The organism is Brachybacterium sacelli, assembly GCF_017876545.1.
Lineage (GTDB): Bacteria > Actinomycetota > Actinomycetes > Actinomycetales > Dermabacteraceae > Brachybacterium > Brachybacterium sacelli.
On record NZ_JAGIOD010000002.1, the window covers coordinates 890391 to 916766 of the forward strand.

General features: G+C 68.1%; 28 protein-coding genes, 10 tRNA genes and 1 pseudogene. 26 read left to right on the forward strand and 13 right to left on the reverse strand.

What is annotated here, in order from left to right; translation table 11 throughout:
- The first annotated feature begins 104 nt into the window (after positions 1-104).
- From JOF43_RS18235 to JOF43_RS22760, 20 genes and pseudogenes are all read left to right on the forward strand, one after another.
- Positions 105-1232 carry an ArdC-like ssDNA-binding domain-containing protein gene (locus tag JOF43_RS18235; RefSeq protein WP_209904461.1) on the forward strand — a complete coding sequence of 376 codons (1128 nt, stop codon included), beginning with the start codon at positions 105-107 and terminating at the stop codon, positions 1230-1232.
- Positions 1229-2176, forward strand: a complete 948-nt coding sequence (locus tag JOF43_RS18240; protein ID WP_209904462.1) for a bifunctional DNA primase/polymerase — start codon at positions 1229-1231, stop codon at positions 2174-2176. Before JOF43_RS18235 ends, JOF43_RS18240 begins: the two co-directional genes overlap by 4 nt.
- Positions 2176-2940, forward strand: a complete 765-nt coding sequence (locus tag JOF43_RS18245; protein WP_209904463.1) for a DUF2637 domain-containing protein — start codon at positions 2176-2178, stop codon at positions 2938-2940. The genes JOF43_RS18240 and JOF43_RS18245 overlap by 1 nt, the downstream gene beginning before the upstream one ends.
- The gene (locus JOF43_RS18250; protein WP_209904464.1) at positions 2937-3344 is read left to right on the forward strand and encodes a hypothetical protein; all 408 of its coding nucleotides are present in this window, start codon (positions 2937-2939) and stop codon (positions 3342-3344) included. Before JOF43_RS18245 ends, JOF43_RS18250 begins: the two co-directional genes overlap by 4 nt.
- Before the next feature lie 95 nt (positions 3345-3439).
- Complete coding sequence (locus JOF43_RS18255) at positions 3440-4336, forward strand: hypothetical protein (RefSeq protein WP_209904465.1); 897 nt, start codon at positions 3440-3442, stop codon at positions 4334-4336.
- Positions 4333-5352 (forward strand): ParB N-terminal domain-containing protein, encoded by a 1020-nt coding sequence (locus tag JOF43_RS18260; protein WP_209904466.1) that lies wholly within the window; start codon positions 4333-4335, stop codon positions 5350-5352. Before JOF43_RS18255 ends, JOF43_RS18260 begins: the two co-directional genes overlap by 4 nt.
- Positions 5353-5395: 43 nt before the next feature.
- Positions 5396-6088 (forward strand): hypothetical protein, encoded by a 693-nt coding sequence (locus JOF43_RS18265; protein ID WP_209904467.1) that lies wholly within the window; start codon positions 5396-5398, stop codon positions 6086-6088.
- A 15-nt stretch (positions 6089-6103) separates the two neighbouring features.
- The gene (locus JOF43_RS18270) at positions 6104-7750 is read left to right on the forward strand and encodes a M23 family metallopeptidase (RefSeq protein WP_209904468.1); all 1647 of its coding nucleotides are present in this window, start codon (positions 6104-6106) and stop codon (positions 7748-7750) included.
- 5 nt (positions 7751-7755) lie between these two features.
- On the forward strand, positions 7756-8022 hold the full coding sequence (locus tag JOF43_RS18275; protein WP_209904469.1) for a DUF6112 family protein: 267 nt from the start codon (positions 7756-7758) through the stop codon (positions 8020-8022).
- Positions 8023-8144: 122 nt separating this feature from the next.
- Complete coding sequence (locus JOF43_RS18280; RefSeq protein WP_209904470.1) at positions 8145-8456, forward strand: DUF6112 family protein; 312 nt, start codon at positions 8145-8147, stop codon at positions 8454-8456.
- Between the two features lie 34 nt (positions 8457-8490).
- Positions 8491-9951: a conjugal transfer protein TrbL gene (locus tag JOF43_RS18285; protein WP_209904471.1), complete on the forward strand. Its 1461-nt coding sequence runs from the start codon at positions 8491-8493 to the stop codon at positions 9949-9951.
- Positions 9952-9957: 6 nt separating this feature from the next.
- Positions 9958-11427: an SCO6880 family protein gene (locus JOF43_RS18290; protein WP_209904472.1), complete on the forward strand. Its 1470-nt coding sequence runs from the start codon at positions 9958-9960 to the stop codon at positions 11425-11427.
- A 94-nt stretch (positions 11428-11521) separates the two neighbouring features.
- Positions 11522-12391: a hypothetical protein gene (locus tag JOF43_RS18295; RefSeq protein WP_209904473.1), complete on the forward strand. Its 870-nt coding sequence runs from the start codon at positions 11522-11524 to the stop codon at positions 12389-12391.
- Positions 12388-13881 (forward strand): ATP-binding protein, encoded by a 1494-nt coding sequence (locus JOF43_RS18300; RefSeq protein WP_209904474.1) that lies wholly within the window; start codon positions 12388-12390, stop codon positions 13879-13881. The genes JOF43_RS18295 and JOF43_RS18300 overlap by 4 nt, the downstream gene beginning before the upstream one ends.
- Positions 13878-14438, forward strand: coding sequence for a hypothetical protein (locus JOF43_RS18305; protein WP_209904475.1), 561 nt, complete (start codon positions 13878-13880; stop codon positions 14436-14438). The genes JOF43_RS18300 and JOF43_RS18305 overlap by 4 nt, the downstream gene beginning before the upstream one ends.
- A complete protein-coding gene (locus tag JOF43_RS18310; protein ID WP_209904476.1) occupies positions 14435-16210 on the forward strand; it encodes a TraM recognition domain-containing protein in 1776 nt (591 codons plus the stop codon). Before JOF43_RS18305 ends, JOF43_RS18310 begins: the two co-directional genes overlap by 4 nt.
- Positions 16211-16286: 76 nt before the next feature.
- Positions 16287-16802, forward strand: a complete 516-nt coding sequence (locus tag JOF43_RS18315; protein WP_209904478.1) for a single-stranded DNA-binding protein — start codon at positions 16287-16289, stop codon at positions 16800-16802.
- Between the two features lie 19 nt (positions 16803-16821).
- Complete coding sequence (locus JOF43_RS18320; RefSeq protein ID WP_209904480.1) at positions 16822-17403, forward strand: hypothetical protein; 582 nt, start codon at positions 16822-16824, stop codon at positions 17401-17403.
- Positions 17400-17603: a hypothetical protein gene (locus JOF43_RS18325; RefSeq protein WP_209904482.1), complete on the forward strand. Its 204-nt coding sequence runs from the start codon at positions 17400-17402 to the stop codon at positions 17601-17603. Before JOF43_RS18320 ends, JOF43_RS18325 begins: the two co-directional genes overlap by 4 nt.
- Positions 17604-17789: 186 nt before the next feature.
- Positions 17790-18884: pseudogene (locus JOF43_RS22760) on the forward strand (recombinase family protein); the annotation flags it as partial.
- A 78-nt stretch (positions 18885-18962) separates the two neighbouring features.
- Here the strand turns inward: JOF43_RS22760 and JOF43_RS22765 are convergent.
- The 13 genes from JOF43_RS22765 to JOF43_RS18390 form a co-directional block, all read right to left on the reverse strand.
- Positions 18963-19400 carry a hypothetical protein gene (locus JOF43_RS22765; protein ID WP_245354609.1) on the reverse strand — a complete coding sequence of 146 codons (438 nt, stop codon included), beginning with the start codon at positions 19398-19400 and terminating at the stop codon, positions 18963-18965.
- Positions 19401-19434: 34 nt separating this feature from the next.
- Positions 19435-19510, reverse strand: a tRNA-Lys gene (locus JOF43_RS18335).
- Positions 19511-19834: 324 nt separating this feature from the next.
- Positions 19835-19910 (reverse strand) — tRNA-Met (locus tag JOF43_RS18340).
- A 40-nt stretch (positions 19911-19950) separates the two neighbouring features.
- Positions 19951-20032 (reverse strand) — tRNA-Leu (locus tag JOF43_RS18345).
- A 54-nt stretch (positions 20033-20086) separates the two neighbouring features.
- Positions 20087-21436, reverse strand: a complete 1350-nt coding sequence (locus JOF43_RS18350; protein WP_209904484.1) for an ATP-binding protein — start codon at positions 21434-21436, stop codon at positions 20087-20089.
- Between the two features lie 197 nt (positions 21437-21633).
- A tRNA-Glu gene (locus JOF43_RS18355) sits at positions 21634-21706 on the reverse strand.
- 27 nt (positions 21707-21733) lie between these two features.
- Positions 21734-21806 (reverse strand) — tRNA-Met (locus JOF43_RS18360).
- Between the two features lie 2 nt (positions 21807-21808).
- A tRNA-Ile gene (locus tag JOF43_RS18365) sits at positions 21809-21882 on the reverse strand.
- 65 nt (positions 21883-21947) lie between these two features.
- Positions 21948-22034 (reverse strand) — tRNA-Ser (locus JOF43_RS18370).
- Between the two features lie 37 nt (positions 22035-22071).
- Positions 22072-22144 (reverse strand) — tRNA-Pro (locus JOF43_RS18375).
- Between the two features lie 56 nt (positions 22145-22200).
- Positions 22201-22272, reverse strand: a tRNA-Val gene (locus JOF43_RS18380).
- Between the two features lie 154 nt (positions 22273-22426).
- Positions 22427-22499, reverse strand: a tRNA-Asn gene (locus tag JOF43_RS18385).
- Positions 22500-22544: 45 nt separating this feature from the next.
- Positions 22545-22772, reverse strand: a complete 228-nt coding sequence (locus JOF43_RS18390; RefSeq protein ID WP_209904486.1) for a hypothetical protein — start codon at positions 22770-22772, stop codon at positions 22545-22547.
- Positions 22773-22930: 158 nt separating this feature from the next.
- On the opposite strand from JOF43_RS18390, the gene JOF43_RS18395 reads away from it, so the two are divergent.
- From JOF43_RS18395 to JOF43_RS18420, 6 genes are read left to right on the forward strand one after another with little or no spacing between them, the layout of a single operon-like run.
- Positions 22931-23284, forward strand: coding sequence for a VOC family protein (locus JOF43_RS18395; RefSeq protein ID WP_158032985.1), 354 nt, complete (start codon positions 22931-22933; stop codon positions 23282-23284).
- Positions 23285-23295: 11 nt separating this feature from the next.
- On the forward strand, positions 23296-23643 hold the full coding sequence (locus JOF43_RS18400) for an ArsR/SmtB family transcription factor (RefSeq protein WP_209904488.1): 348 nt from the start codon (positions 23296-23298) through the stop codon (positions 23641-23643).
- Positions 23630-24082 (forward strand): SRPBCC family protein, encoded by a 453-nt coding sequence (locus tag JOF43_RS18405; protein ID WP_209904490.1) that lies wholly within the window; start codon positions 23630-23632, stop codon positions 24080-24082. Before JOF43_RS18400 ends, JOF43_RS18405 begins: the two co-directional genes overlap by 14 nt.
- Before the next feature lie 56 nt (positions 24083-24138).
- Positions 24139-24558: a DUF3052 domain-containing protein gene (locus JOF43_RS18410; protein ID WP_342592230.1), complete on the forward strand. Its 420-nt coding sequence runs from the start codon at positions 24139-24141 to the stop codon at positions 24556-24558.
- Positions 24559-24580: 22 nt separating this feature from the next.
- On the forward strand, positions 24581-25546 hold the full coding sequence (locus JOF43_RS18415) for an ATP-binding cassette domain-containing protein (RefSeq protein ID WP_158032982.1): 966 nt from the start codon (positions 24581-24583) through the stop codon (positions 25544-25546).
- Positions 25543-26355, forward strand: coding sequence for an ABC transporter permease (locus tag JOF43_RS18420; protein ID WP_209904492.1), 813 nt, complete (start codon positions 25543-25545; stop codon positions 26353-26355). The genes JOF43_RS18415 and JOF43_RS18420 overlap by 4 nt, the downstream gene beginning before the upstream one ends.
- The last annotated feature ends 21 nt before the right edge of the window (positions 26356-26376 follow it).

The following is a 26376-nucleotide window of genomic DNA, read 5'->3' on the forward strand; positions in this document are numbered from 1 at the left end:
CTGACGGTCACATTGTCCGTCTTCGTGTTGGTGCTCCCGGCGCACCTGATGAACACCGAGCCCGATCGGCCCGGTGCTCATGGTATCGGGAGGAGACAGCGACGATGACGAAGACACGGGAGCAAACTCAGGCAGCGAGAGAAGCCAAGCTCGACGAGCTGCACGAACGCCTGACCGGCGCGGTCGAAACGCTCGTCTCCGGCGACGACTGGCGGCGGGCGCTCGCGTTCGCCGCACGGTTCAGAGCGAGATCATTCTCGAACTCGATTCTGATCTGGGCGCAGCACCAGGCCGCCTACGAGGCCGGCCGGGTTCCGGAGCCGATGCCGTCGTATGTGGCGGGGTATCGGCAGTGGCAGGCGCTGGGGCGGCAGGTGCAGAAGGGTCAGCCGGGGTACATGATCGTCGCCCCGGTCACCGGCCGGTTCGCCTCATCGAACCCGGCCGATGCCGAATCCTGGCGGCGCCTCGGGAAGGGCGAGAAGCCCCTTCCCGGTGAGGTGGTGCGGTCGAAGATGATCGCGGCTCGCCCAGCCTACGTCTGGGACGCCTCCCAGACCTCTGGTGACCTTCTCCCTGAGGCGCCGGCACCGAAGCTGCTCGAAGGCGACTCCCCGGCAGGACTCTGGGACGGCCTGGCCGAGCTGGTCGAGGAGCGCGGGTTCGAGGTGGTGCGGGTGCCGCACGAAGGGATGATCCACGGCGCCAACGGGATGACCGACTACGCCGCGAAGACGGTGGCGGTGCGCCAGAACATGGACACCGCCGCCCAGGCGAAGACCCTTGCCCACGAACTCGGTCACGTCCTCATGCACGGCCCCGACCAGGAGGACGCGCGCCTGCATCGCGGGATCGGGGAGGTCGAGGCCGAGTCGGTCGCGTTGATGATCGGCGCCGCCCACCGCATGGACACGAGCGGCTACACGATCCCCTACGTCTCGACGTGGGCGGCCAGGGTGGATGGCAAGGAGCCGGTCGAGATCGTCAAGGCCACCGGTGAGCGGGTCCGTAAGACCGCTCTGGCGGTCCTCGATCAGCTCGACACCGACCAGGTCGCCGATGGCACCCCGCCGGGCCTCGACCGAGAGACCTTGCAGCGCGACCGGCCAGCACGCGAGAGGTCGGCGTCGGAGCGGTCGACGCCGGGGCAGCGGGTGGAGCCGTTGCCTGAGCCGAGTGCGCGGCCCGCCGGCGCGTCGGCAGCGGCGGCGGTGCAGGGACGGCGGCTGTGATGGCCACCGTCGGTGCCGTCGCGAGTGTGCTGACACGAATGGACGGCGGGTCGCCGTTGTCTGCTGCTGCTCGTGAGCTGGCTAGTGCGGGGGTGCCGGTGTTCCCGTGCTTTCCGGGCGGGAAGCGCCCGCTCACCGAGCACGGCTTCCACCACAACACCACCGACCCCGGCCAGGTGGAGGCGTGGTGGCGGCAGCATCCGGACGCGAACATCGGCGTCCCTACCGGCGCCGCCTCGGGAGTCGTGGTGATCGATGTCGATGTCCACGGCCCCGTGGACGGGTTCGGCGCCTTCGAGCACGCGCATCGTGCGGGGCTCGTGTCGGGGTGGCAGTTCGTCGTGAGCACGCCGTCGGGTGGAATGCACGCCTACTACCCGGCAACACTGGGCGAGGCTCAGCGGTCGTGGCAGGCGGCCAGTGCCGGGATCGACTTCCGCGGCGACGGCGGTTACATCCTCGTCCCAACCTCGGTGGTGGTCAGCAACGGTGCGGCTGCTGGCTACCGGGTGCGGCGGATCAACACCGGGCCTTCCTCGATGTTGGATTCGGACCGGTTGCGGGACTTCCTCGACCCCCGCCCCACACCTCGCGGGCCGGCGAGTCCCGATGTGGCCCGGGAGCAGGATGTGTCGCGGTTGGCGGTGTGGGTCGCTTCCCGAGGCGAAGGGGAACGCAACCGGGGCCTGTTCTGGGCGGCGTGCCGCCTCGCTGAGAACGACGTCCCGGCCTCCGATGCCCTGGATGTGCTGTCGGCGGCTGCTTCCGATGCGGGATTGGTTGAGCGCGAGATCACCGCAACCATCCGCTCCGCGTACCGCACCGCCCACCCCCGCACGCGGGACTCATCGTCACCGGTGCAGGGCTCATCGCCGCCGGCAGTTGACGGGTGGTTCGCCAGAGACACCACACGCCGGTCGCCGTCGAGGGTGCGGGAGCTGTGATGACCACGCGCGTTCTCGACAGGCAGACGGGCAGGCGCTGGGCTGTGGTCACGGCCGTGGCGGGGACGGTCTTCATCGCCGCCGGCGCCTTCTGGCTCAGTTTCACGGCGCTGGCCGATCTGGCCGCCCGGTCCGGGGTCGGTGCGGGGCAGGCGTGGGCGTGGCCCCTGATTGTCGACGGGATCATCGTGGTCGCCACCGTTGCCGTCGTGGCGCTGGCCGGGCAGCGGTCGGCGTGGTATCCGTGGGCCCTTTTGATCGGCGGCGCCACGGTCTCGGTGACCGCGAACGCCCTGCACGCCGTGGTCGCCGCCGATGCCAATGTCCCTGGTGTGCTGGCCGCTGCGGTGGCTGCGGTGCCTCCGGTGGTGCTGTTGGCGATCACGCACCTGACCGTCATCCTCACTCGACCCATTGCCGAGGAGCACATGCCCCGCGAACAGGCGCCTGGCGTGCAGGCACCAGGGCACCTGGCCGCCGTTGCTGAGGAGCCAGGGCGCGTCGAAATCACGGCACCAAGGCCGGCGGACGGCAACGCACCACGACCAGCGTCCTCGTTGGGGAGCGGTCGTCGCCCGCATCAGGTCACCGCTGGGCCGGGCCGGCGCGAGCGCGCGGAGAAGCTGCGTCAGCGGGGCTGGTCGAACAACAGGATCGCCCGCGAATTGGGCGTTCATCCCTCCACAGTGGGCAGATGGTTCGCCGCCGCGCACCTTCTCAATGACCCCGGAGACACGGATGCCGAGGAGGCGACGAACCCATGAACCTCGACCACGACGAGCAGCAGCACGAACCCCGCGAGCGGCAGCCGGAGCCCGACCGCACGGCCGCGGAGCCTGTCGAGAAGACCGAGACACCCGAGGCGGTGCAGGCCGCGAGGGTCGCCCGCCACGGCGACGACACTGTGAACGCGCGTCAGCGCGTGGGTCGGCGGGCGCGGGGTGTGGAGTGGGTGCGGCCCACGGACCTGCTCGCCCGCCACGGCGCCGCGCTGGCGGGTCGCGGTGTCGACTTCGAGGTCGAGCTGGCCCGCCGCACGCGCACCGGGATGACCTCGCGTCTGCGGGGGCTCGGGGATCGGACGCGCCGGTTGCCGCCGCTGTCGGCCTTCGGACGCAGCCAGACGGCTCCGGCCGGTCCGTCGCGGCCTGGGGTCGGGATGAGCTGAGCAGGTGAGCCGGTCATGAGCACCACCGAGGCACGCAGCGCGAACGTCGCTTGTGGGGACGGCGTGCGCACCTGCCTGTCAGGAGGTGCCCAACCATGACCGAGAACACGCACACCACCACCGACAATACGACCGAGAGCGGCGAGAACTTCATAACCAGCGAGGGCCTACGCGCACTGCTGCACCGGCTCCACGCCGCCGGGCCGGGTGCATGGGAGCACGACCCCACCGCCGCGGAACTGATGGCCTTCACCGCGGAGAAGTACGCGCCCCTGGCGCGAAAACACGGGTTGGACCCGTGGGAGGCCGCCAGCGCGGCGTTCGACGTGATGCGCACCACAGCGGCCCGCACCGCGGTCGATCCGTGGGCAGTGGTCACGCACGCGGTGCGGATCACCTGCGTGTTCGAAGAACGCGCCCAAGGCCTGTTGTGCTCGGTCCACCAAGCACGGCGTCCGCATGTCTCGGCGTTCCACGACCCTGAACGCTTCTCGGATCGGGACAACCCATTGACGGACTACCATCCGGCGTTCCAGGTCACCGGCGACGCCCCGACCACGCACGACGAGGGCGAAGGTTCGTCGTTGTCGGCGCATGCCTGCACCTTGGCCGGTTCGGCGGTCGAGGACGCCATCGCGCTGTTCGCCCTGCTGGGCTGGCCGCCAGTCACGGCGCGGGCGGGGGTCGAGCATGTATGCGGTGCGCTGACCAAGACCGGGACTCGCCAGGCGACCTATGAGGCGCTGCGGCGCGACAAGCACGCCCGCGCGCTGCTCGACATCCCGCGCGCCTCGTGGACGGTCCTATTGAAGGCGCTGCTGGGCAACCCCCATCCCGCCTACGCCGCCACTACGGCCGGGCGGGGTGTGCTGCTGCGGCTGCTGATCGGCGAGTCCCTGTCGGTGCTGCTGCGCGACGACGACCTCATCCTCGCCATCTCCCTCGCAGCACCCCGCGCCAGCAGTGGACACCGCGGAGGTGATGAGCCGTGAGCACACCAGCGGGTTACATCGAACTGGAACGCAACATCGCCTCAATCCAGGTTGGGCGCCGGCACCGCACCGAGCTGGGCGACATCGACGAACTCGCCGCCTCCATAGACCGCGACGGCCTCCTCCAACCCATCACCACCACCCCAGACGGCGTGCTCGTCTGTGGTGCGCGCCGGTTGGCAGCGATCAAGGCGCTCGGCTGGAAGACAGTCAACGTGTGGGTCCGCTCGGGCATCTCCGATCGGCTCGGGTACCTCCTCGCCGAGCAGGACGACAACGTCCTGCACAAGCCACTGACCCAGACCGAGGGGGCTGCTCTGTATCGGGAATTGAAAGCGCTCATGGCCGAGGACGCCGCCGGTCGGCAGGCTTCGGCCCGGTTCAGCGCGGAGAATCAGCCGGGAAGTGACGATGGTGCAAATTTTGCACCACCGTCAAACGGAGCACCCGGGAAGAGCCGTGAGCAGGCGGCGGCCATGATCCCCGGCGGTGCGTCCCACACCACCCTGGACAAGATCGGCTACCTCCAGAAGATCGCCGACGACCCCACACAGCCCGCCGACCTGCGCGAACAAGTGACCGCTGAGCTGGAGCGCATCGACGGCGGCGCCCCGGTGCATCCGATCTATGAAACGGTGCACGCCGCGGTCACCGCGGCCCAGCAGCAGGAGCGCGAGGCCGACCTCCATCAGCTCGCCGCCGAGGCCCTCGCGCGCGCCAAGAACGCGAAAGCGAAGAAGCACACACCCCGACCCAAACCAGTAACCGACGACGGCGGTGAGCCGGTGCGGTATCCAATTCGGGCGTTCGTGCTGACCTGGACCGAACTGACCGAATGGTGGACTCACTACGACATCAACCAGCTCGCCGCCGAACTCACCGACGAGCAAATCGAATCCTTCCTGGCGGCCGCTGAGGGTACGACCCGGTTCGCTGAAGAGCTGCGCGCCGCCCGCTCCCGGCAAGCCAACGGCGATGAGCACGTACCTGCGCGAGGACACCTGCGCGCCCTCTGAACCCCGACCCGGGGCTCGGGTGTCGGCGGTGCACCTACCAGCCATGAAGACTCCCGACCTCACTAACTCTCGTTCCCGCCACCGTCTGATCGCTGTGCTCGCCGCTGCCGTGGCGGTCCTCGTGCTGACCGGGATCGGCGTCTACGGCCTCATCACCGGAACACCCACCCACGACCCAGGCAGCGACGGCGGGACCGAGCCCGAGCCAGTCGTCACCGCACCGAGCGATCCGGTCCCGACTACGACACCACGCCTGCCGACCGTGGCCGCCTCAGACGACCCGGAGACCTTCGCCCGCAACGTCGCGACCGCGCTGTTCGCCTGGGACACCGCCTCCGGGTTCATGCCCTTGGACTACACCTCGGTTATCCTCACCGTCGGCGATCCCTCGGGGGCCGAGCAGGCGGGGCTCGCCTCCGACATCGCCACCTACCTGCCGAACCGGGAGGCGTGGGTAGAGCTGCGCCATTACGCCACCGCCCAGCACCTGGCCATCGACGACGCCTACGTTCCCGACGCGTGGGATACGGCAGTCGAGCAGGCGCAGCCGGGCCAGCTCGCGCCGGGCACTGTGGCGTACACGATCGAGGGCACCCGCCACCGCGAAGGGCTCTGGAACGACGAACCGGTGAGGTCCGAGCACGCGGTGGCGTTCACGGTGTTCATCGTTTGCGGCCCGAGTTATGACACCTGCCACCTGCTGCGGTTGTCCGAACTCGACAACCCCCTCCGATAGGCGGGGTGATCGCTCGTGCTGAAGAAACTCGCCATTACCGCCCTCGCCTTGGTGTTCCTGGCGCCGTCGCTCGCGTTGGTCGGCGTCGGGGTGGTGATGAACCCCGCCGTCACCACCTCCTGCACCGTGGCAGGCACCAACGTCACGGTCGGCGACGTCCCCGACGAGCTGGAGGTCACCACCGCGAACGGCGAGACCTTCACGCTGAACAACACCCAGCTCACGCACGCGGCGACAATCATCGAGACCGGCACCGGCATCGACGGCATCACCCGCGACGGGCTGGTGATCGCCCTGATGGCCGCGCTCACCGAATCCACCCTGCGGATGCTGTCCAACACCTCGACCTACCCCGAGTCAGCCGACTTCCCCAACGACGGCGACGGCTCCGACAACGACAGCCTCGGCCTGTTCCAGATGCGTCCCCAGTCCGGGTGGGGCACGGTCGCCAACCTCATGGACCCCGTCTACCAGGCTCGGGCGTTCTTCGGCGGACCCGACGGCCCGAACCACCCCTCACCGCGCGGACTGTTGGACATTCCCGGGTGGGAGGACATGGACAAAAGCGAGGCCGCCCAAGCCGTCGAAGTCTCCGCCCATCCGGACCGCTACCGGAATTACGAGCCCGTCGCCGAGACCATCCTGACCACCCTCACGAGCACCACCACGACAGCCAACGCCGTCAATGCGGGGACGTCGACCGGCGACACCGTGACTCCAGCGGCGACGGTGGCGGAGTCCTCGCGCGTAGTGTTCCCGCTGCCGGAAGCCACGTGGGTGCTCACCAGCGAGTTCGGTCCGCGGGTCCACCCAATCACCGGCGAAGAGTCGGTCCACACCGGCACGGACTTCGCCGCCCCCGACGGCACCCCGATTCTCGCGGTGGCTGATGGCACCGTCACCGTCGCCGAGTTCTCCGGCGGCTACGGCGGCCTTGTCGTCATCGAACACACCATCGCCGGGCAGACGGTCGCGACGGCCTATGGGCACATGTGGGAGACCGGCATCCACGTCCAACCTGGCGACACCGTGACCGCGGGCCAGCACATCGGTGATGTCGGCTCCTCCGGCAACAGCACGGGGCCGCATCTGCACTTCGAGGTCCGACCCGGCGGCACCAACGGCGAGCACACCGACCCAGCTGCCTGGCTCAATGCGCATGATGCAGCCGACCTGCCCGAACCCGCCACCTACGCCCCGGCCGGCTGCGACACCGGCACCGAGACTCCCGGCGGCGCGCCCGATCCGGTCGACGGTGACCCTGACCGGATGGTCGATGACCCCACCAGCGACGGGCAGATCACCGCCCGCCTCCTGCACCTCTACACCCAGGGCAACGCCACCTTCCCCGACTCCTCCTGGGCCTGCTACTCACCGCGACCCGGCACGGTCTCCGAACACCCCTTGGGCCGCGCCTGCGATCTAACGTTCGGCAACGCCATCGGCCAACGCCCCACACCAGCGCAACTCGAAGCCGGGTGGCAGGTCACGAACTGGATGAAAGACCACGCCGACGCCCTCGGCGTCGACTACCTGATCTGGCAAGACAAGATCTGGTCCCTCGCACGCGACGACGAAGGATGGCGCGACTACACCCGCGGGACGGATATCACGACCAAGCACATCGACCACCTGCACGTCACCGTCCGGTCCGGGAGCTGAGCGGCATGGATGTGTTCCCCGACTTCGAGGGCCTGAGCGGGATCGGTGACCTACGCGAGGTCATCGGTGCACTGCTGACCTTCGTGCTCATCACCGCGGTACTGATGCTCATCGTCTGCGCCATCATCTGGGCCATCGCCGCCGCGAACGGCAACCATGCTGCCGCCACCAAGGCACGTATCGGCGCCTGGACCGCCCTCGGCGCCGCGGTCCTGGCCGGCGGCGGAGTGGCGTGGATGAACTGGCTCATCGACCTCGGCCAGCAACTCTGACCTCCGCACTCACCCTCGAACCCGTGGCGTCCGCTGCGTCGTGGGGCGGACGGTGCACCTGACCGACGAACCCATCCGCGTTCCCCGCCTCTCGGGCGGGTCCGGTCGTCAGGAGACCCACCGTGTTCGATCTCATCACCGTCCTGCCAGCACTCATGCCGATGGACATCAACATCGACCCCAACAGCGACGGCCTGCCCGGCATCGCCCAACTGCGCACCATCGTCGGCGCCGTCATGACCATCGGCCTCATCCTGTCCGTCCTGGCCCTGATCATCTCGGCGATCGTGTGGGGCTTCGGCGCCAACTCCTCCAACCCCCACCTCGCGGGCCGGGGCAAGGTCGGCGTCCTCGTCTCCTGCGGCGCGGCAGTGATCTGCGGCGCGTCCGTCACGTTGATCAACTTCTTCTGGGACGTCGGCCAGCAGGTCTGACCCACCCACCAACTCGATCTGAGGAGTGATTGCGGTGGGTGTGTGCGACGTCCCCATCATCTCGTCCGTCTGCGACACCGCCGGCGAAGCCGCCGCGTCCCTGGTCGCGGCGCCGTTCGACTGGCTCGCCCAAGCCATGGGCGCCGCGGCCGGCTGGTTGTTCGAGGCCGTCTGGTCCGTCTTCGACACCACCACCCTCGTAGACGTCACCCGTGAGGAGTACGTGGCGGTCTACAACATCCTGTTCGGCATCGCGGTCTTCGTGATGCTGATCTTCTTCTGCCTCCAGCTCATCACCGGACTCATCCGCCGCGACCCCACCGCCCTGTCCCGCGCCGCACTTGGCTTGGCGAAGTCCGTGCTCGGCTCGTTCGTCGTCATCACCCTGACCGCGCTGCTGTTGGAGATCGTCGATCAACTCTGCATCGGGATCATCCAGGCCGCCGGGGAGACCACCGAGTCCATGGGCGACAAGATCACCCTGCTCGCCGCCGGGCTGGTCGGAATCAACATCGCCGCACCGGGCGTGGGGGCGATCATCACGATTTTCCTCGCCGGCCTCGCCATCGCCGCAGCCGCCATCGTCTGGCTCTCCCTCCTCGTCCGCAAAGCCCTGCTGCTGGTCGCGATCGTGCTCGCACCGCTCGCGTTCTCCGGAGCCTCGTGGGATGCCACGCGGGGCTGGATCGGCAAGTGGGCCATGTTCGTCATCGCGCTGATCTGTTCGAAGTTGGTCCTGGTCGTTATGTTCCTGGTCGCCATCACGCAGGTGTCTGCGCCGATCGATGGGGACCTGTCCTCGGTCAGTGACCCGATCGCCGGGATCGTGCTCATGGCGATGGCCGCCTTCGCGCCTTACCTCACGTACAAGTTCCTGTCGTTCGTCGGCTTCGACATGTACCACGCCATCGGGTCCGAGCAGGACGCCAAGAACGCCCTCAACCGGCCCGTCCCCACGCCGACCAAGCCGGCCGGCGACGGACCGAAGAAAGTCCTCGACAGCGGTGGTGAGGGCAGCAAGACCGGTGGCGGCGGTGGCGGCGGAGGTGGGGGTGAGAAGAATCCGCCCCAGCCGAAGAACCCCGCATCCCAGGCCTCTGAGAGCACCGCAGGAGCAGGCAGAGGTAAAGCTGCCGCTGGGGCTGGAGGAGGCAAAGCCGCCGCAGGCGGGTCCGTGGGAGCTGGCGCGAGCGGCGGAGCAGGGGCAAGCGCCGGTGCGGGCGCGGCGGCCGGTCCCGCCGCGGCGGCAGTTGTGGCAGCGAAAGTCGCCAAGGACGCCGCCACCGCCGGACCCAAGGCCGGCAAAGCCCTCGGCGGCCAAGGCGAGACCGCCACGGACTCCGCCGCTCAGACCGGAAGCACGCCACCGCCAGCGGCGCAGAAACCGCAGCCGTCCACTTCTGCACCGAAGACCCCGTCCTCGGGGCCGTCGCAGCCGACTCCGCGTCCGCCGAAGCAGCCGCCGCCGGCGCCCAAGCCGACCGGGAAGGAGTGAGCGGTCGTGTCTACAACGAAGAACGAACGCACAGTGTCGTCGGAGCTGGTGCCGGTCAAATTCTCCCGCCTCACCCGCCGCGGCATCCTGTTGGGATTGTCGCTGGCCCAGCTCATCACCCTGGCTATCGGCATCCTTGCGATCGTCGGCGCTCTCTACGCCGGCGGCGGCATCCTGCTGGCCTACACCGCACCCGTCTGGGTGCCCGCCGCCGCCCTGACCTGGATACCCATCGCCGGGCGCCCAGCAGTGGAGTGGCTGCCGGTCGCGTTCTGGTGGCTCTGGCGCACCACCGGCGGGCAGCTCCTGTACCGGCGGCGGATCGTGACACCACGCCCGGCCGGGACCCTCGCGCTGCCCGGCGACATGTCCCGGCTCCGCGAGTACACCGACCCAGAAACGAACGCCGGGATGATCCACGACCCTCACCAGCAGACGTTGACGGTGGTGTGTGAGGTGTCGCATCCGGCGTTCGTGCTGCTCGACCCGGGTGAGCAGGAACGCCGGGTCACCTCCTGGGGCCGCGTCCTGGCCACCGTATGCCGATCCGGGCGCATCGCCACCCTCCAAGTACTGGAGCGCACGCTGCCGGATTCCGGGACCGGGCTCGCCGAGTGGTGGGCGACCCACGGCACCGACGATGACTCCTGGGCCTCCACCACCTACGCCGAACTCATCGAGCGGGCCGGCCCGGCCGGGGAACGCCACGCGACCACGCTGTCCCTGAGCTTGGACATAAAGAACGCCGCCCGGCAGATCAGGACCGCCGGCAGTGGCATTCGCGGCGGCGCCGCCGTCCTCCGACAAGAGATGAGCACGCTGGTCGCCGCCCTGCGCTCAGCCGACCTGACCCCATCGGGGTGGCTGACCCCAGGGCAGATCGCGGTCATCCTCCGCGGTGCGTACGACCCGGCCATCGCCGCGACCTTGGCGCGCCACGGCGAACTCGGGCAGAACCTCGCCACCGCCGGCCCCGTCGCCGTCAACGAATCCTGGACGAGGCTACGCACCGACTCGGCCCACCACGCGGTGCTGTGGGTCTCCGAGTGGCCGCGCTCGATGGTCTACCCCGGCTTCCTATCCCCGGTACTGCTCTCCACCGGCATCCAGCGAAGCTTCTCGCTGATCTGCACCCCGATGCGCTCCGACCAAGCCGCCCGGGACATCCGCAAGAAGAAGGTTGAGAACATCTCCAACCATGCCCAACGGGCGAAAATCGGGCAGATCGAAGACGCCGCTCAAACGGCCGAGTACCAGGACGTGCTCCAGCAGGAGGCCGATCTGACCGCCGGCCACGGCGTGCTGCGCTACACCGGTCTCATTAGCGTCTCCGCCCCGACGGTCGAGGAGCTGGACGCGGCCGTGGCGGCGCTCGAGCAGGCCGCGATCCAAGCCTCATGTGAGACCCGGCTGCTGGTCGGGCAGCAGGCCGCCGCCTTCACTGCCGCCGCGTTGCCGCTGTGCCGCCGCATCTGACGGGACGCCTGTGCCAGTCGTGTGGCCGGGCCGGTGCACCTGACCAGCGACCCCGGACGTCGGGGCTCCCGCTCTTCGTCATTGGAGGCAGCTCATGCCCACGTTCCACGACCCACTCTCCGATGCCGCCGAAGCATCCGAAGCGCTGCGCGGCCTGGCCCACGCCAGCCGGGTCTTCGACAGCCCGGCCGACACCTACACGGTCTTCGGGGAACTCGCTTCCGGTGTCCGTTCGCTGCGGCAGGTGCTCGACCAGCTCGCTACCACACACCTGGCCCATCAGGACCGCGCGTTCGATGACAACGGCAACCACGCGGCGGGGGCGGCCGATGCCCTGTCCGCCGCTGACGAGCTGCACCAGGCCGGCAACCTCCTGGACCAAGCGTATGACCGACTCGATGCGGCGTTCTCCCATTCGGGGCGAATCGCCTGGCACCCCGAACCCACCCTGTCGGAGTCCCTCGAACACCAGGGAGCAACCGAGAAGCCCGTCTCGCGGCGATGGATCAGCGTCGTGTTCCTCCAAGGCCATGAGGCCGACGACGTGCTGGACCTGATCGACCGCGACGGCCCCGACGCGGCAATCGAGCACCTTGAGGCCTTCGACTACGGGGATGAGACGACCGACGCCGCCCTGGAGAACGGGTACGTCTACGACGAACCCCCAACCGACGCACTCGACCGGGTCGTGACCGAGGGCGACTACACCCTCACCTACAACCCGGCGATGGGGCACGTCAGCCTCCTGCGCTCCCATACTGTCTCGCCCGATCCGGCGCTGGACGACGCCGACGTGATGCCCGCGCGCGAGGCCATCGCCGGCATCGGTGCCCTCGACCCGAGCGCACGCGCCACCACTGCGGGGACGGCGCCGGCGCGGCGCACGTCGGCGGTGGCGGAGAAAGATTGGTTCGCCGGCCCGGCCCGGTCGACCACATCTGCGGGGCGGGGGCTGTCCCTGTGAGCCGCCAGGAGCCAGAGCGCCTGCACACCTCTGTTCTGGTCGCCCCAGCGAAGGAGCGCCGCCGACTGCGCAAGCAACGTCGCGAGGCGGCCGCGAAGCTCCAGGCCGAGCAACACCGCGCCGAGACGGCGACAGCGAAAGCCAAAGCGGAGGCAGAGAGCGCCGAACGCCGCGCAACGACCTACCTGCCCGCGGCTGGGGAGCCCAGCCCGGCGGCCCTGCGCACCCCGGGCCGGTTCCGGCTTCCACGACATCAGGACACGTCGGCGACCCTTGCCGGGGCATACCCCTTCGTCGCCGAAGGCGGCCTCGGCGCCGACGGGGTATTCGTCGGCCAAGACCTCTACTCCGGAGGGTCGTTCGTCTATGACCCGTGGGTGCTCTATGCCCGCGGGATCATCACCGCCCCCAACGTCGTGCTCGCCGGGATCGTGGGCTCCGGCAAATCGTCCCTGGCGAAGTCCCTCTACACCCGCAGCCTCCCGTTCGGGCGGCGTGTGTATGTGCCTGGTGATCCCAAGGGCGAGCACACCGCCGTCGCTGAAGCGGTCGGCGGGCGGGCGATCGTCCTCGGGCACGGCCTCAACACCAGGCTCAACCCCCTCGATGAGGGACACCGGCCCTCCGGATTCTCGGATGAGCAGTGGGCCACCACGGTCGCCTCCCGGCGCCGTGACCTCATCGGGGCACTGGCCGAGACCGTGCTGGGACGGGGGTTGACGCCGTTGGAGCACACCGCGATCGACCTGGCCCTCACGCAGACAGTGCAGGAGAACACGGTGCCGATCCTGCCGATGGTCGTCGACCGCATCCTCATGCCCAACGCCGACGCCGATGACGGCAGGTTGGCCGAGGACGGCCGGCTCGTCGGCCACGCCCTGCGCCGCCTGGTGGCCGGTGACCTCGCGGGCCTATTCGACGGACCCTCGACCGTGGCGTTCGATCCCGCCCTGCCGATGATCTCGCTCGACCTGTCCCGCGTGACGGAAAACGCCACGCTCATGTCGGTGTTGATGACGTGCTCGTCGGCGTGGATGGAATCGGCCCTGCTGGACCCGGCCGGTGGGCAACGCTGGGTGATCTACGACGAAGCCTGGCGGCTGATGTCCCACCCTGCCCTGCTGCGCCGGATGGATGCGCACTGGCGGCTGGCGCGGCATTACGGGATCGCGAACATGCTGATCTTCCACAAGCTCTCCGACCTCGACAACGTCGGCGACGCCGGCTCCGCCATGCGCTCCCTGGCCAACAGCCTCCTAGCCAATGCCGAGACCCGAATCGTCTACCGGCAAGAATCCGATCAGCTCGGACCCACCGCCCACGCGCTGGGCCTCACCGGCACCGAGCAGACGCTCCTCCCGAGCTTGAGTGTCGGACAAGGGCTCTGGCGGATCAAGGACAGGGCCTTCGTGACCCAGCACCAGCTGCATCCCGCTGAGCTGGAACTGTTCGACACCAGTTCGCGACTCACCTCGGGAGTGACGGGATGAACCGCAAACAGTCCCGGCGCGCCACCTGGCAGGAATCCGCAGAGACCCCGGTCGTGCTGACACACATCATCATCAACGTGGCCGAGACCGGCGCGCTGGACGTCACCGTCGACGGTGCCCAGTACCCGCCGCCGCAGGAAGGCATCGACTGGACTCGTAGCACCTTCGGGGCCCTGCTGGATGCCATCACCGTCGAACGCACGATCGCCGTGCGCGTCGAGATCCACGAGACCGACGGGAGCGTCTTCACCGACATCATCCGCGCACGCCGCCGCACCACACCCCCGCCGCCCAAGACCGATCCCACGGGCCAACGGGGCAGGCGCAGCAAGAAGGCGCGAGAGCCCAGACTGGTCGAGGTCACCGCGGACGGGTTCGTGCCCGGTGAGGACGTAGCCGTCGCGGCCATCGTCTCCCACACCGATGCCACCGGCACCGGCGCTGCGCGGACTCTCCTCGACAAAGGTCAACTTGCATCGGTGCTGCGTGACGGCATGGGCGAGGTCGTGTTGTTCGGCCGGGTCTCTGGTACCACGCATGTTCGGCGGCTGCCGTGAGCGCGCCGCAACAGCGGCAGAGCGGGAACATGGGCGATGAGCTGACCAACGCCGCCCTCATCGGACTGGTCGGCATCTTCGGCATAGCGCTCATCCTCCGCGCCGCAGGCAGTGTGGCGGCGTTCCTCACCGGCGCACCCCAACCCGAAGCGGGGCCAGCATCGGGGCTCGGGGTGCTGTTCAACCCCGGCAACCCCGCCACCGCCCTCGACAGCGACGGGCTGAACTCCGTCGCGTACTGGATCACCACCGTGGTGATGCTCGCCGGCCTCGTCGCCGCCGGGGTATGGACGTGGGTCCGGCTGCATCGTCGCGCTCGGAAGGTCGAGACCGACCCGCGCCGGCTCGCCGGAACCGCCACCAACCATGACGTGGCACAGACCGCCTCGGGCAAGGCGCTGTTACGCCGGGCCGGGACGCTGCGGCCCTCTTTGAACGACCCCGACCCACGGGATGTCGGCTACCGGATCGGCACCTCGAAGAGCCGTGAGGTGTGGGCGAGCGTGGAGGACTCAATCCTGCTGATCGGCCCGCCCCGCTCCGGCAAGGGCCTGCACATCGTGATCCCAGCGATCCTCGATGCACCCGGCGCCGTCGTCACCACCAGCACCCGCCCGGACAACCTCACCGCGACCCTACGCACCCGGCAGCGCATCGGCCCGGTGGCGGTGTTCGACCCGCAACACCTCGCCGCAGGCATCCCCGCCGGGATGCGGTGGTCCCCGGTACGCGGCTGCGAGAGCCCGTTGACGGCGATGATCCGCGCCACCGGACTGGCCGCGACCACCGGCCTATCCGCTGGTGGTGTGGAGTCCGGCGGATTCTGGGAAGGCAAGACCCGCACCGCTCTCCAAGCCCTCCTGCACGCCGCCGCCCTGGACCACCGGCCACCCGCCGAGCTGTTCCGGTGGACACTCGACCCCACGGCGGCAGCCGAGGCCGTCGCGATCCTCACCAACAGCACTCAGGCTGCCACGGGATGGGCGGACTCGCTCGGGGCGATGATCGACTCCGACCCCAAGACGAGGGATTCCATTTGGCAGGGCGTCGCCCTGGCCCTCGGAGCACTGGCTGATCCCCGCGTCCTCGACGCCGTGTCTCCGGGACCGGGTGAGGGCTTCGACCCCGAACGCTTCATCTCCGAGCGAGGCACGCTCTACCTGCTCGCTACCGGAGCCGGCGCCGGCGCCTCCGCCGCACTCGTGGCCGCGTTCGTCGAAGACCTCATCGAGACCGCTCGTCGAATCGCTGCCCGCTCACCCGGTGCCCGTCTCGACCCGCCACTGCTACTCGCACTGGACGAGATCGGCAACCTCTCACCCTTGCCGTCGTTGCCGACACTCATGGCCGAGGGGGGCGGCACCGGCATCACCACCCTGCCCGTCCTCCAGTCCCTCGCCCAGGCGCGGGACAAGTGGAATGACAACGCCGCCGGTGCGATCTGGGACGCCTCCATCGTCAAGGTCATCCTCGGGGGCGCCTCCAACAGCCGTGATCTTCAAGACCTGTCCACGCTGATCGGGGAACGCGACGAATACACCGACAGCGTGACACTTGGCGACCACGGCACCCGCTCTAACCAACGCTCCGTCCGCCGCGTCCCGATCCTGCCGCCGGACCGGATCAGAACCCTGCCCTTCGGCACCGGCGTCACCCTCCTGCGCTCCGCGCCACCGATCGTGACCGATCTGCGGGCGTGGCCATCTCGGCCCGATGCTGCCCAGTTGAAGACCGACCGGGCTGGGATCGAAGCGCTTCTGCGCCAGTCCTGAGCGCTGCGCGGCGACGTGTGCACCTACCTGTCCCAGCAGTCACCATCCGGTGGCTGCGCGAGCAGGAGCATTTGCGATGAGTACCGAATCAACGACCGGCCTGGAACTCAAAGACAGCATGTACGGGTTCGTGGCCTCCAAGCCACAGCTCACCTATACCGAGAACGGCGACCCCCGCCTGTACTTCAAGGCCGGCCAACGCCACCGTCACTACGACCCCGAGGCTGGCTGGGAGAACCTGCCGAGCACCTTCCACGACGTGGTCGCGTTCAAGGGCGCCGCCCAGTTCGGCATCCAGAACCTGCGCGAGAAGGACCGGTTCATCGCCCAGGGCTCGCTTCGTGATTACACCAACAAGCACACCGGGGAGCGCGAGGAGCAGTTCGAGGCCACCCGGTTCCTGCCCGTGGCAGCACGGCCGAAGAACACCGCCGGTCGCGCCCCGCGCAGGGCCGTCGAGCGCGAGGCCCAGAGCCAGGACACCGCCAGCCAAGAGGCATCACAGGTCGAACAGACCCAGCGGCGGGTGCCGCAGTTCCAGTCCGCCGGCTCGTCGCGGCACCAGCACGCCGCGCCTCAGATGGGCCTGTGACCGCAAAGGAGACATGATCATGGACGAGCACACGTCCGACGAGGACCTCCACGACACCGACGAGACGGTGGAGGCTGGTGAAGTGCCCGGCGTCGAGGACGCCGATGTGCCAGCCGTGCCGCATCCGGTCAACTGGAACCTGCTGAGTTCCGATGACCTGGAAGCCGAGCTGCTCGCGCTGAACGAATGGGTCACCTGGCTGCGCACGACCTATGGGCTGCCGGCCTCGGTGATCCCGCCGTTCTGGCATCGCCACGACGAACTGCGCTGGGAGCTGTCCGCACTGCATTTGCACTGGCTGGGCGCCTACGACCCCGAGCAGAACGCTTCGGCTCCGATTGGCTGGCACCGCGATTTCGCCGACGCCCGCCAGCGACTACGTGACTGGGTGGCCGCCTCCGGCACCCGCCTGGATCGCGACCGGCCCACCCGGCAGACCGTCTGGCCCGGCGAACAGCCCACCGAGCCGATCGAGGACACCACCATTGCCGACCGCGATGGCGACTTCGTGCAGTACGTCCTCGATGAGGTCGCCGCTCGCCGCGAAGCCGAGGACGCGTTCTTCGCCGGCATCGACCTGGACACCGGAGAGCTGACATGACCACCCAACCCCAGGGCAGTCCGCCGGAGCGGATGCGCGACTACCGCATCGAGGCCGAGCTGCGAGCCAGCCCGGACCTGCACAAACTCGCCCAGGTCTTCATCGGCATGGCTCAATCCCGCGCCCGCCACGAGCACCAGACCACCACCTGCCAGGAGCGCCCTCCTGAACAATCTGGTGGCCAGGGCGTAGAATCGTAGCTGTACGCATGCCAGCGGCCGCCCGTGAGGGTGCCGTGGTGTGGCGTCTTGTTCATTAGCCCTCGTGGCCTACCCAGCCCGTCCGCACAGGGCGGCACGGGTCGTGTTTATTTCCTACGTCGCACCGCACGAGCAGTCCCGCGCTTCTCGTGTTGGCCCCACCTGTTGGGGAAGGAAACACGACCCATGACCACCACACAGCCTCCGACCGCGGCGGCTCTGGAGCAGATCGGTGAGACCACCACACTGGCGGTCTCCTACCTGCGCGTCTCGACCAAGGAACAGGCCTCCAAGGGCGGCCAGGATGAAGGCTTCTCCATCCCCGCTCAGCGCGAGGCGAACCGGCGCAAGGCCCAAGAGGTCAACGCGGTCATCGTCGAGGAGTTCGTCGACGCAGGCGAGTCCGCCCGCCAAGCCGACCGGCCCGCGCTGATGCAGATGATCGAGTACGTCAAGACCCACCCGGTCGCCTACTGCATCGTCCACAAGGTGGATCGGCTCGCCCGCAACCGCGCCGACGACGTAGCCATCCACCTGGCTCTCAAAGAAGCAGGCGTCCTGCTGGTCTCTGCCACCGAGAACATCGATGAGACCCCGTCGGGAATGCTGCTGCACGGGATCATGTCCACCATCGCGGAGTTCTACTCCCGCAACCTCGCCAACGAGGTCTCCAAGGGCATGAACCAGAAAGCCGTCACCGGCGGCACCAACGGTAAGGCCCCGATGGGCTACCTCAACGTCACGAAGCGCGACGAACTCGGCCGCGAGGCCCGCACCATCGAGGTCGACCCGCAGCGCGGCCCGATCATCCGGTGGGCCTTCGAGGCCTACGCGACCGGCAACTACTCGGTCGCGACACTGCGCGATGAACTCATCGACCGGGGACTGGCTACGGTGCCGACCCCCAAACGGCCCACCAAGGCCCCAGCCTTGTCCTCGATCCACCGGTTGCTAGCCAGCCCGTACTACAAGGGCAACGTGCAGTTCAAAGGCGCGACCTACAACGGTCTGCACGAACCCCTGGTCGCACCCGAGGTCTGGTACCGGGTCCAGACTGTGCTGACCGCCCACCAGGCGTCCGGGGAGAAGACCCAAGCCCACGAGCACTACCTCAAAGGCACCGTGTTCTGCGGTACGTGTGGGTCACGGCTGATCCTGTCCCACGCCAAGAGCCGAAGCGGAGTCATCTACCCGTACTTCATCTGCGCCGGCCGACACTCCAAGCGCACCAACTGCGACCGCAAGTCCATGTTCGTCCCCGACGTGGAGGCCGCCGTCGAGGACTACTACCGCCGCGTGCAGATACCCGAACACATTGTCACCGCTCTGCGAGAGCTGATCACCAGTGAGTTCGACCGGCTATTCGCCACCGCCAAGACCGAACGCAAGGCACAGATCGCCGAACGTGACCGCCTCTACGACGAGCGAACCAAGCTGCTCCAAGCCCACTACGCCGGAGCGGTGCCGCTGGACCTGCTCAAGACCGAGCAGGACCGCATCGCCCGGCAGGTCGCCTTCCTCGACTCGCGCATCGAGGCCAGCGAGATCGAGTACGACCAGGCCCGCGCCCACCTCGATGACTGCCTGGCCCTGGCAGGCAACGCCCACGCGATCTACATGAGCATCGACTACTCGCTGCGCCGCATCGCCAACCAAGCCTTCTTCGAACGCCTCACCGTCACCGACGACGACGCCATCGTCGCCGAACCAGGAGTGCCGTTCGACACCCTGTTCAATCCCGAAGTCCAGGCCACCGCCCTCGCCCGCCAGGAGGGAGGCGGAAACGGGGCAGATCAAACCGGGAACGTCGCTGGTTTGAACAACGACGCTCTGGTGCCCCCACCGGGACTCGAACCCGGGACCCTCCGATTAAAAGTCGGTGGCTCTGGCCGCTGAGCTATGGAGGCAAGGCTCCCCACCGAGGAGTCGAACCTCGATCTCCGGGACCAAAACCCGGGGTCACTGCCGTTGGACGAGCGGGGATCGGCCGGCACGGGGCGTCTCGCGGCACACACCCAGGCATGAGCACTTCAGAGCCACAGCGTCGTCCCCGTACCACCGCCCATCGCGTGCACGGGCGGAGGAGAGCGCCGAGATCGCAGAGAACAGGCAACTGGCGACACGACGTGTATATCGCCGTGATCGGCGCCGCGGCCGCCTCCGGGTTCGAGCTTCTCAGCGAGGTCGCGATGCGGCTGCTTGGACTCGAGTGACGCTGGTCGGCCCCGGCCTGGTCGCTCCGGCGGGGCTCGAACCCGCGACCTTCCCCTTATGAGGGGGCTGCGCTACCTGGTGCGCCACGGAGCAATGGAGTATGCACCCCACGAATGTGGGCATGTGGTTCAAGTGCCCGCCCCGGGAGTCGAACCCGAACGCCTTGCGGCACCGAAGCTTGAGGTCGGCGCGTCTACCAGTTCCGCCAGGCGGGCAGATCCCGGACCATCTGAGACGACAGCCCGGGATCGGTTGCGGGAACCCCCGGGTCACAAACCCTGCCGGGCTGAGCCTTCCTCGCGTGCGATCCACGGAACTCGGAATCGACGAAAGGTGGACCCATCCCACAGGAGGCCCTCCCCGCGAATCCGCGCGTCACCGAAGGGTGGCGGCGTGGGCAGGTCTCCCGTCGCCCGTCCCGCAACGTCGAAAACGGTCGCGAGGTGGAGGGTGGCCGCAGTCCCCATGAGGATGCGGACGCCGATGCGCTCCAGCATTCCTTTCGGCGCGCCGGAGGGCCGCAGTTGCTGTGCTCGCAGCACCACCCCGGTGTGGGGATCCTCCATGAGGTCGAACAGGTGAGCCAGCCAGCCAGCGCGACCGGGATCCGGCAGCACCTCGTCAGGGTCGGCGTCACCACCACTCCGGGTGGGCACGACGTGCTCGAGGATGCTGTCGAAGATGACAAGCCTGGGCCGTCGGGCGGAACCCGGCTCGATCGAGCGGACGAACGCGACCACCTCCGCGTGCGTCGGCGACTGGGACGACGCATCACGCAGCTGCTTGACCCTGCTGTGGCCACGGCGGGCGATCCCCGCGTACTCGCCAGGAGTCTTCGGGTCTACGATCGACAGGTTGAAGCCCTGATCAAGCGCGGAAGCAGCGATCATGCGGCACGCGACCGTGGCTCCGCTTCCGGCGCTCCCTGCGACCAGGGCGTTGCGCAGCGGCACGAACATTGCAGGCAGATCCCTGTCGACGTCCCGTCCCACGGTGACGGTGGATGACGCCCATCTGGCCTTGAGAGAGCGCTGGAGCAGATCCATGCGCTTCCCGTGCCCTGGGGCTGGGGCTCCGAGGATCATCGGGCCCATGTCCTCGGTGCCGAGGTCTTCGGGGGACTGTAGAAGCATCGACGACCTCAGCTTCTCGAGATCCTGTTTGTGCCAAGCGTCCTCGCGCAGCCTCCGGGCGGCATCCTCGATGACCTTCGCACCGACACCACCGCGCAGCTCGTGCCACTCGTCGAGTATCACGTACGCCTGGTCGTCCAACGACTTCTGCTGCTCCTCGAGGTGTGCCTTGGCTGTTGCGCTGTCCACGATCCTTCCGCGGACCGCGGTTCGCAGCGGGTCGAGCTTCTCCGGCTGAGGGTTGGCATCGAGGCCTGCTGTCCCGCTCTCGTCCAGGGCGAAGAACCGGCGCATCTCTTCGTTCTTCCAGGCCGGGTCCTTGGGGTCCCACTCGATGATCGGGTCCATCCCGAATGCTGCGCGGGATTCGATGCGCTCGCGCATCTCTTTGAGCTGGGTGACGAAGCGCAGCGCTTCGGTGTACTTGACGCCTTCGTGGCGATCCATGACCGCACGGGCGTGCTTCTTGTCGGATGTCGACGGCATGGCATTCCTGCTTCCTGGCGGTCGTCCCGTGCCCGGATCCGCCGAAGCTGGACACGGGTCCCTCTCGTCGAGCGCACCCCTGCGGGTCTTGTCCTCGTCGCTCGCGCCGCACGGGGGCTGCGAGCTCGGAGAGCGGCAGGCTCGTCCGCCGCACTCCCTATAGTGGGCGCCGAGCGGGTCTCGTGGGACGAGGTGAGTACCCCCAGCCGGATTCGAACCGGCGCGACGGGTGTGAAAAACCCGGATCCTGGGCCGCTAGACGATGGGGGCTAAGACGCGACCGAGGCGCCGGTCTCGTGGCGGAGGCGTGGCTCGAACCCGCGACCTCCTGGTCATGAGCCAGGCGAGCTACCGGCTGCTCCACTCCGCGAGTGCACGAGGCTGGGCTTGAACCAGCGACCTCGGTCTTATCAGGACCGCGCTCTGACCTGCTGAGCTACACGTGCGAGGGTAGGATTCACGGCCTGTGCCGCGGGCTCCCACGAGGCCCCTATCCCCATCCCAAGGGAAGCGGAGGGCGAGGGGATTGAACCCCCGCGGGACTCCCGCCCCGGCTGCCGCTTTCGAAACGGACGCATTACCGCTCTGCCAGCCCTCCTGAGCGCGATCACGGCTCGCACGGGCCGCTTCCAGCGTCGGAGTAGCAGGGCTCGAACCTGCGACCTCCCGCTCCCAAAGCGGGCGCTCTTCCACCTGAGCTACACCCCGTGATGCCCATCGATCTGACCGTGGTCCACGGCCTCTCCTCGGTTGGACTTGCTGCGTCGTCGCGGGTGGCGTCGAACCACCGACCTTTCCCGTGTCAGGGGAACGCTCTACCGCTGAGCTACGCGACGTGGTGGCGCACCTCGGACGCGGCCCCGAGGTATCGGTACGCCCGCCGGCGCCCGGATTTCCTGACCGCCGCTGGCGACAACGGCGCCGGTTACCGCACGCGGGAACCAGCTCGGTGCCACCCGGCCGCTTCCTCGTGCCGTCACTTGCCCCGAGCTCCCCTGGGAGGGATCGAACCTCCGACCTTGCGGGTAACAACCGCCTGCTCGTGCCGCTGAGCTACAGGGGATCAGGATCATCGGGCAGTGCCGTCTGCTGCGTCGCCCGGTGAGGATCATGCGAGGAAGGCTTTGGGGGTCCCGTCTTCGTCCTGGAGGGGAGGGAGCCGCGACTTACCCGCCGTCGCCAGTCCAGCCCCCAGGAATCGCCCGTCCTGCTGGCTGGCGCGGATCCGGGCCGCGGGGTCACTCTCGATCGGACCCCACAGGTCATCGAGCTTGAACGTCACCGGGGTGCCGTCTCCTCGGAAGCCGATGAGGATCACTGATTCCGTCGAGCTCACCTGACACCGTTTGTCGGTCTCGTTCGACACCATGCCTGGCGGCGACAAGATAGATGTCGATGAGCGGTGACACCACTGGTGGCTGGGGGTCGACCAGGAAGTCCAACGGGCGCAGCTCGGGCTTGACGCGTAGGATTTCTCCTACGTAAAGTGTGGGCATGGCTATCAACACCGTGAAGACCGTGACCGTGTTCGTCTCCGACCAGGACCGCGCCCGCGACTTCTACGTCGACGCGCTCGGGCTGGAGGTGACGGCCGACCAGACCTTCGGCGAGAACCGTTGGCTTGAGGTCGGTGCCCAGAGCGGCACCACCCTGGTGCTGCACAAGCCGTTCCCCGGGATGAGCGCTGGCGGCGGGCAGGGCATTCTGTTCGCCAGCTCAGACCTGGACGCCGATGTCGAACGGTTGCAGGAAGCTGGTGTGGTCGTCGACGGTCCGAACGAGATGCCGTGGGGTCGGCAGGCCACCTTCTCGGACCCTGACGGCAACGGCTACATCCTGCAGGGCTGAGGTCGTCCAGTTTGCCTCGACGTCTCAAGAACGGCCCGCTGGACGAGGTGTTCGGCGCGCTCGCCAACCCCACTCGTCGGGACATCCTCGACGCGCTCCTCGGCGGTGACCACACCGCCGGGGAACTCGCCGGGAAGTTCGACATGTCTCGTCCGAGCGTCTCCGAACATCTCCGTGCATTGCGCGAGTCCGGACTCGTGGAGGAGCGCCAGGAGGGTCGTCACCGCTACTACCGCGTCACGGGCGAGCCGATGGTCGAGCTGATCGACTGGCTCACTCCCTACGAGCGCTTCTGGCGCAACCGGATGACCGCGCTCGGCGGTGTTCTCGACGAAATGGACGACGATGACCACGCATGAAGACCTGACCCGGATCGAAGTCGACCAGTACTTCCCGCACACGCCCTCTAAACTGTGGCGGGCCCTGACGACGCCGGAGCTGATGGCGCAGTGGCTCATGCCCAACGATTTCGAACCCGTCGTGGGTCACCGGTTCACCTTCTGGGCACGCCCCGTCGCGCAGACCGGATTCTCCGGACGGATCACGTGTGAGGTGCTCGACCTGCTGCCCCAGAAGATGCTTCGGATCAGCTGGGCAGACGCCCAACAGCCCGAGTGGATGGCGACCACCGTCACCTGGACGCTGCAGCCCGAAGGGAAGGGCACCCGCCTGTTCCTCGAACACGCCGGCTTCGACCCCGACGACCCCACACAGCAACTCGCCCGGAAGTTCATGAACGGCGGCTGGCGCAGCCACGTCCTGCGCCGAATGAGCGAACTGCTCCAGCACCTCCACTGATCCACTTGACCCATCATCCTGCCCGTCCTCTGGGGGCAGAACCGAATCCACCAACTGTGGCTGGCACCGCCAGCGACAACACGACGAAAGGCCATGTCATGGCGCGCACGATCGCGGAGAAACTTCAGATCAAGCCCGGCACCGAGCTGCTGCTCGGCCCCTCCTCGCCCGACCAGCGAGCACTGCTCGATCCCCTCCCTGAACACGTCACCGTCGTCGACGGGATCGACCGCGACACCATCGGGGTCGCGGTGATGTTTGCCCAAAGCCGTGACGAACTGGAAACGCTGCTCGACGATGTGTTCCCGCTGCTGTCGACGCCGAAGGCCGTTTGGATCGGATACCCGAAGGGCAACAAGGCCGACATCAATCGCGACAGCATCTGGAAGCGCGCCGAGGAATCAGGCTGGACCCTCAACGGCAATATCTCGCTCTCCGACACCTGGTCGTCGGTCCGTCTCAAGCCCGCGAACTGACCGCGGGTACGCGAGCGGCGACATGACGACAGGACAGTCAACTCAGACTCCGAACACCGACGTCGCGGTCCAGGCGCTCGGCCTGCAGATCGAGTACCCGGAGCGCACCGTGATGAGGGACCTGAATCTGAGCGCTCCCGCGGGACGGGTCACAGCGGTCCTGGGACGCAACGGCGCTGGGAAAACCACCCTGGTGCGAGCAATCGCGACCCTCCAGCCCTACCGGGCCGGATCGCTCCGCGTTCTCGGGCACGAGGTGAAGGACGAAGCCCAGACGGTTCGGGGGATTGTCGGCCTGGCGGGACAGCACGCCGCCGTTGTCGCCGAGCTGACTGGCGTCGAGAACCTACGCATGGTTGCCCGCCTCTACGGTCTCTCACCGCGCGAGGCCCGCCAGGCCGCTGCAGGGGTGATCGACGGGTTCGCGTTGAGCGAGTTCGTCGACCGACGCGTTTCCACCTACTCCGGCGGTCAACGCCGCCGCCTCGACCTGGCCGCGACATTCGTGAACAGGCCATCGCTGTTGCTGCTCGACGAGCCGACCACCGGGCTGGACCCCCACAGCCGCAACAGCCTCTGGGAGACCATCCGATCCCTACCTCTGAACGGCACATCGGTGCTGCTGACCACCCAGTACTTGGAGGAGGCACAGCGTCTCGCTGACGAAGTGGTAATCATCGACGAGGGCCGCGTCATCCAGGCCGGAACTCCGAACCAACTTCGTCGCACGATGGCCAGCACCACGCTGAGTCTTGTCACCCACGCACCGCTGTCCAGCGACCAGGCCAAGGCGCTGGCGGAACGGCTGCGCGGCGAGATCCGCGACCTCGGAGACAACGAGCTGACGGTGACCGGCCAATTCGACCTCGACGCCGCGCATCGCGCGGTGACCGAGCAGGGGATCCTCGACATCACCGAGTTCTCCGTGTCGCCGCCGACGCTCGACGACGTCTTCCTCTCTATGACCGGAAGCGAGGCAAGCCCATGACCGCCACTATCCACACGACAGTGACCCCGATTCCGTCAGCGGGCCTAGCTGCCACCAGCGCCACGATCGGGTCGAAGACTCTGAAGGTGTTCCTTCGCGACCCGCAGGCCGTGTTCCCCACCCTGTTGCAGGGCGTTCTCTTCCTGCTCGTGTTCCGCTACGTCTTCGCCGGCGCAATCGATTCCGCTCCGCTGACATACGTCGACTACATGACGCCCGGCATCATCACCACCACACTGCTGTTCGGATCGTCCCAGGCCGCGGTCACCGTCGCCAAGGAACGCTCCGCCGGGTTCTCCGACCGCGTCCTGTCAATGCCGGTGGCTCGCGCCGGGATCACACTGGGACGGCTCGCCGCCCAGTCGACGATCGTGGTGGCCGCAGCACTCACCACCCTCCTCGCGGCCTTCGTCACCGGCTTCAAACCCCACGCAGGCGTACGCGAACTCGTCTTGGCGTTGGCGATGCTGGTGCTCTATTCGGTTGCGTTCGCCGCGCTGTTCCTCGCGCTCGGGTCAGCGGCCTCCAGCCCGGAGGCCGCCCAGGGGCTGGCGTTCATCGCGATTCCGCTCACCTTCATCTCCAGCGCGATCGTCCCCACCGCGTCGATGCCAGGCTGGCTGGCAGCGGTCGCCGACTTCCAGCCGCTCACTCCGATGATCGACGCACTGCGTGGCCTCACCCAGTCCGACCTGATCGGCGTCGACCAAACCTCGCTGATGGCCGCCCTCGCTTGGTCGGCCGGGATCCTGCTGGTTTCGGTGATCATGGCGGTCCGTCTCGCGTCGCGGACCAAGGCGCTCAACTAACCGCATCCCCCTGCGGACACC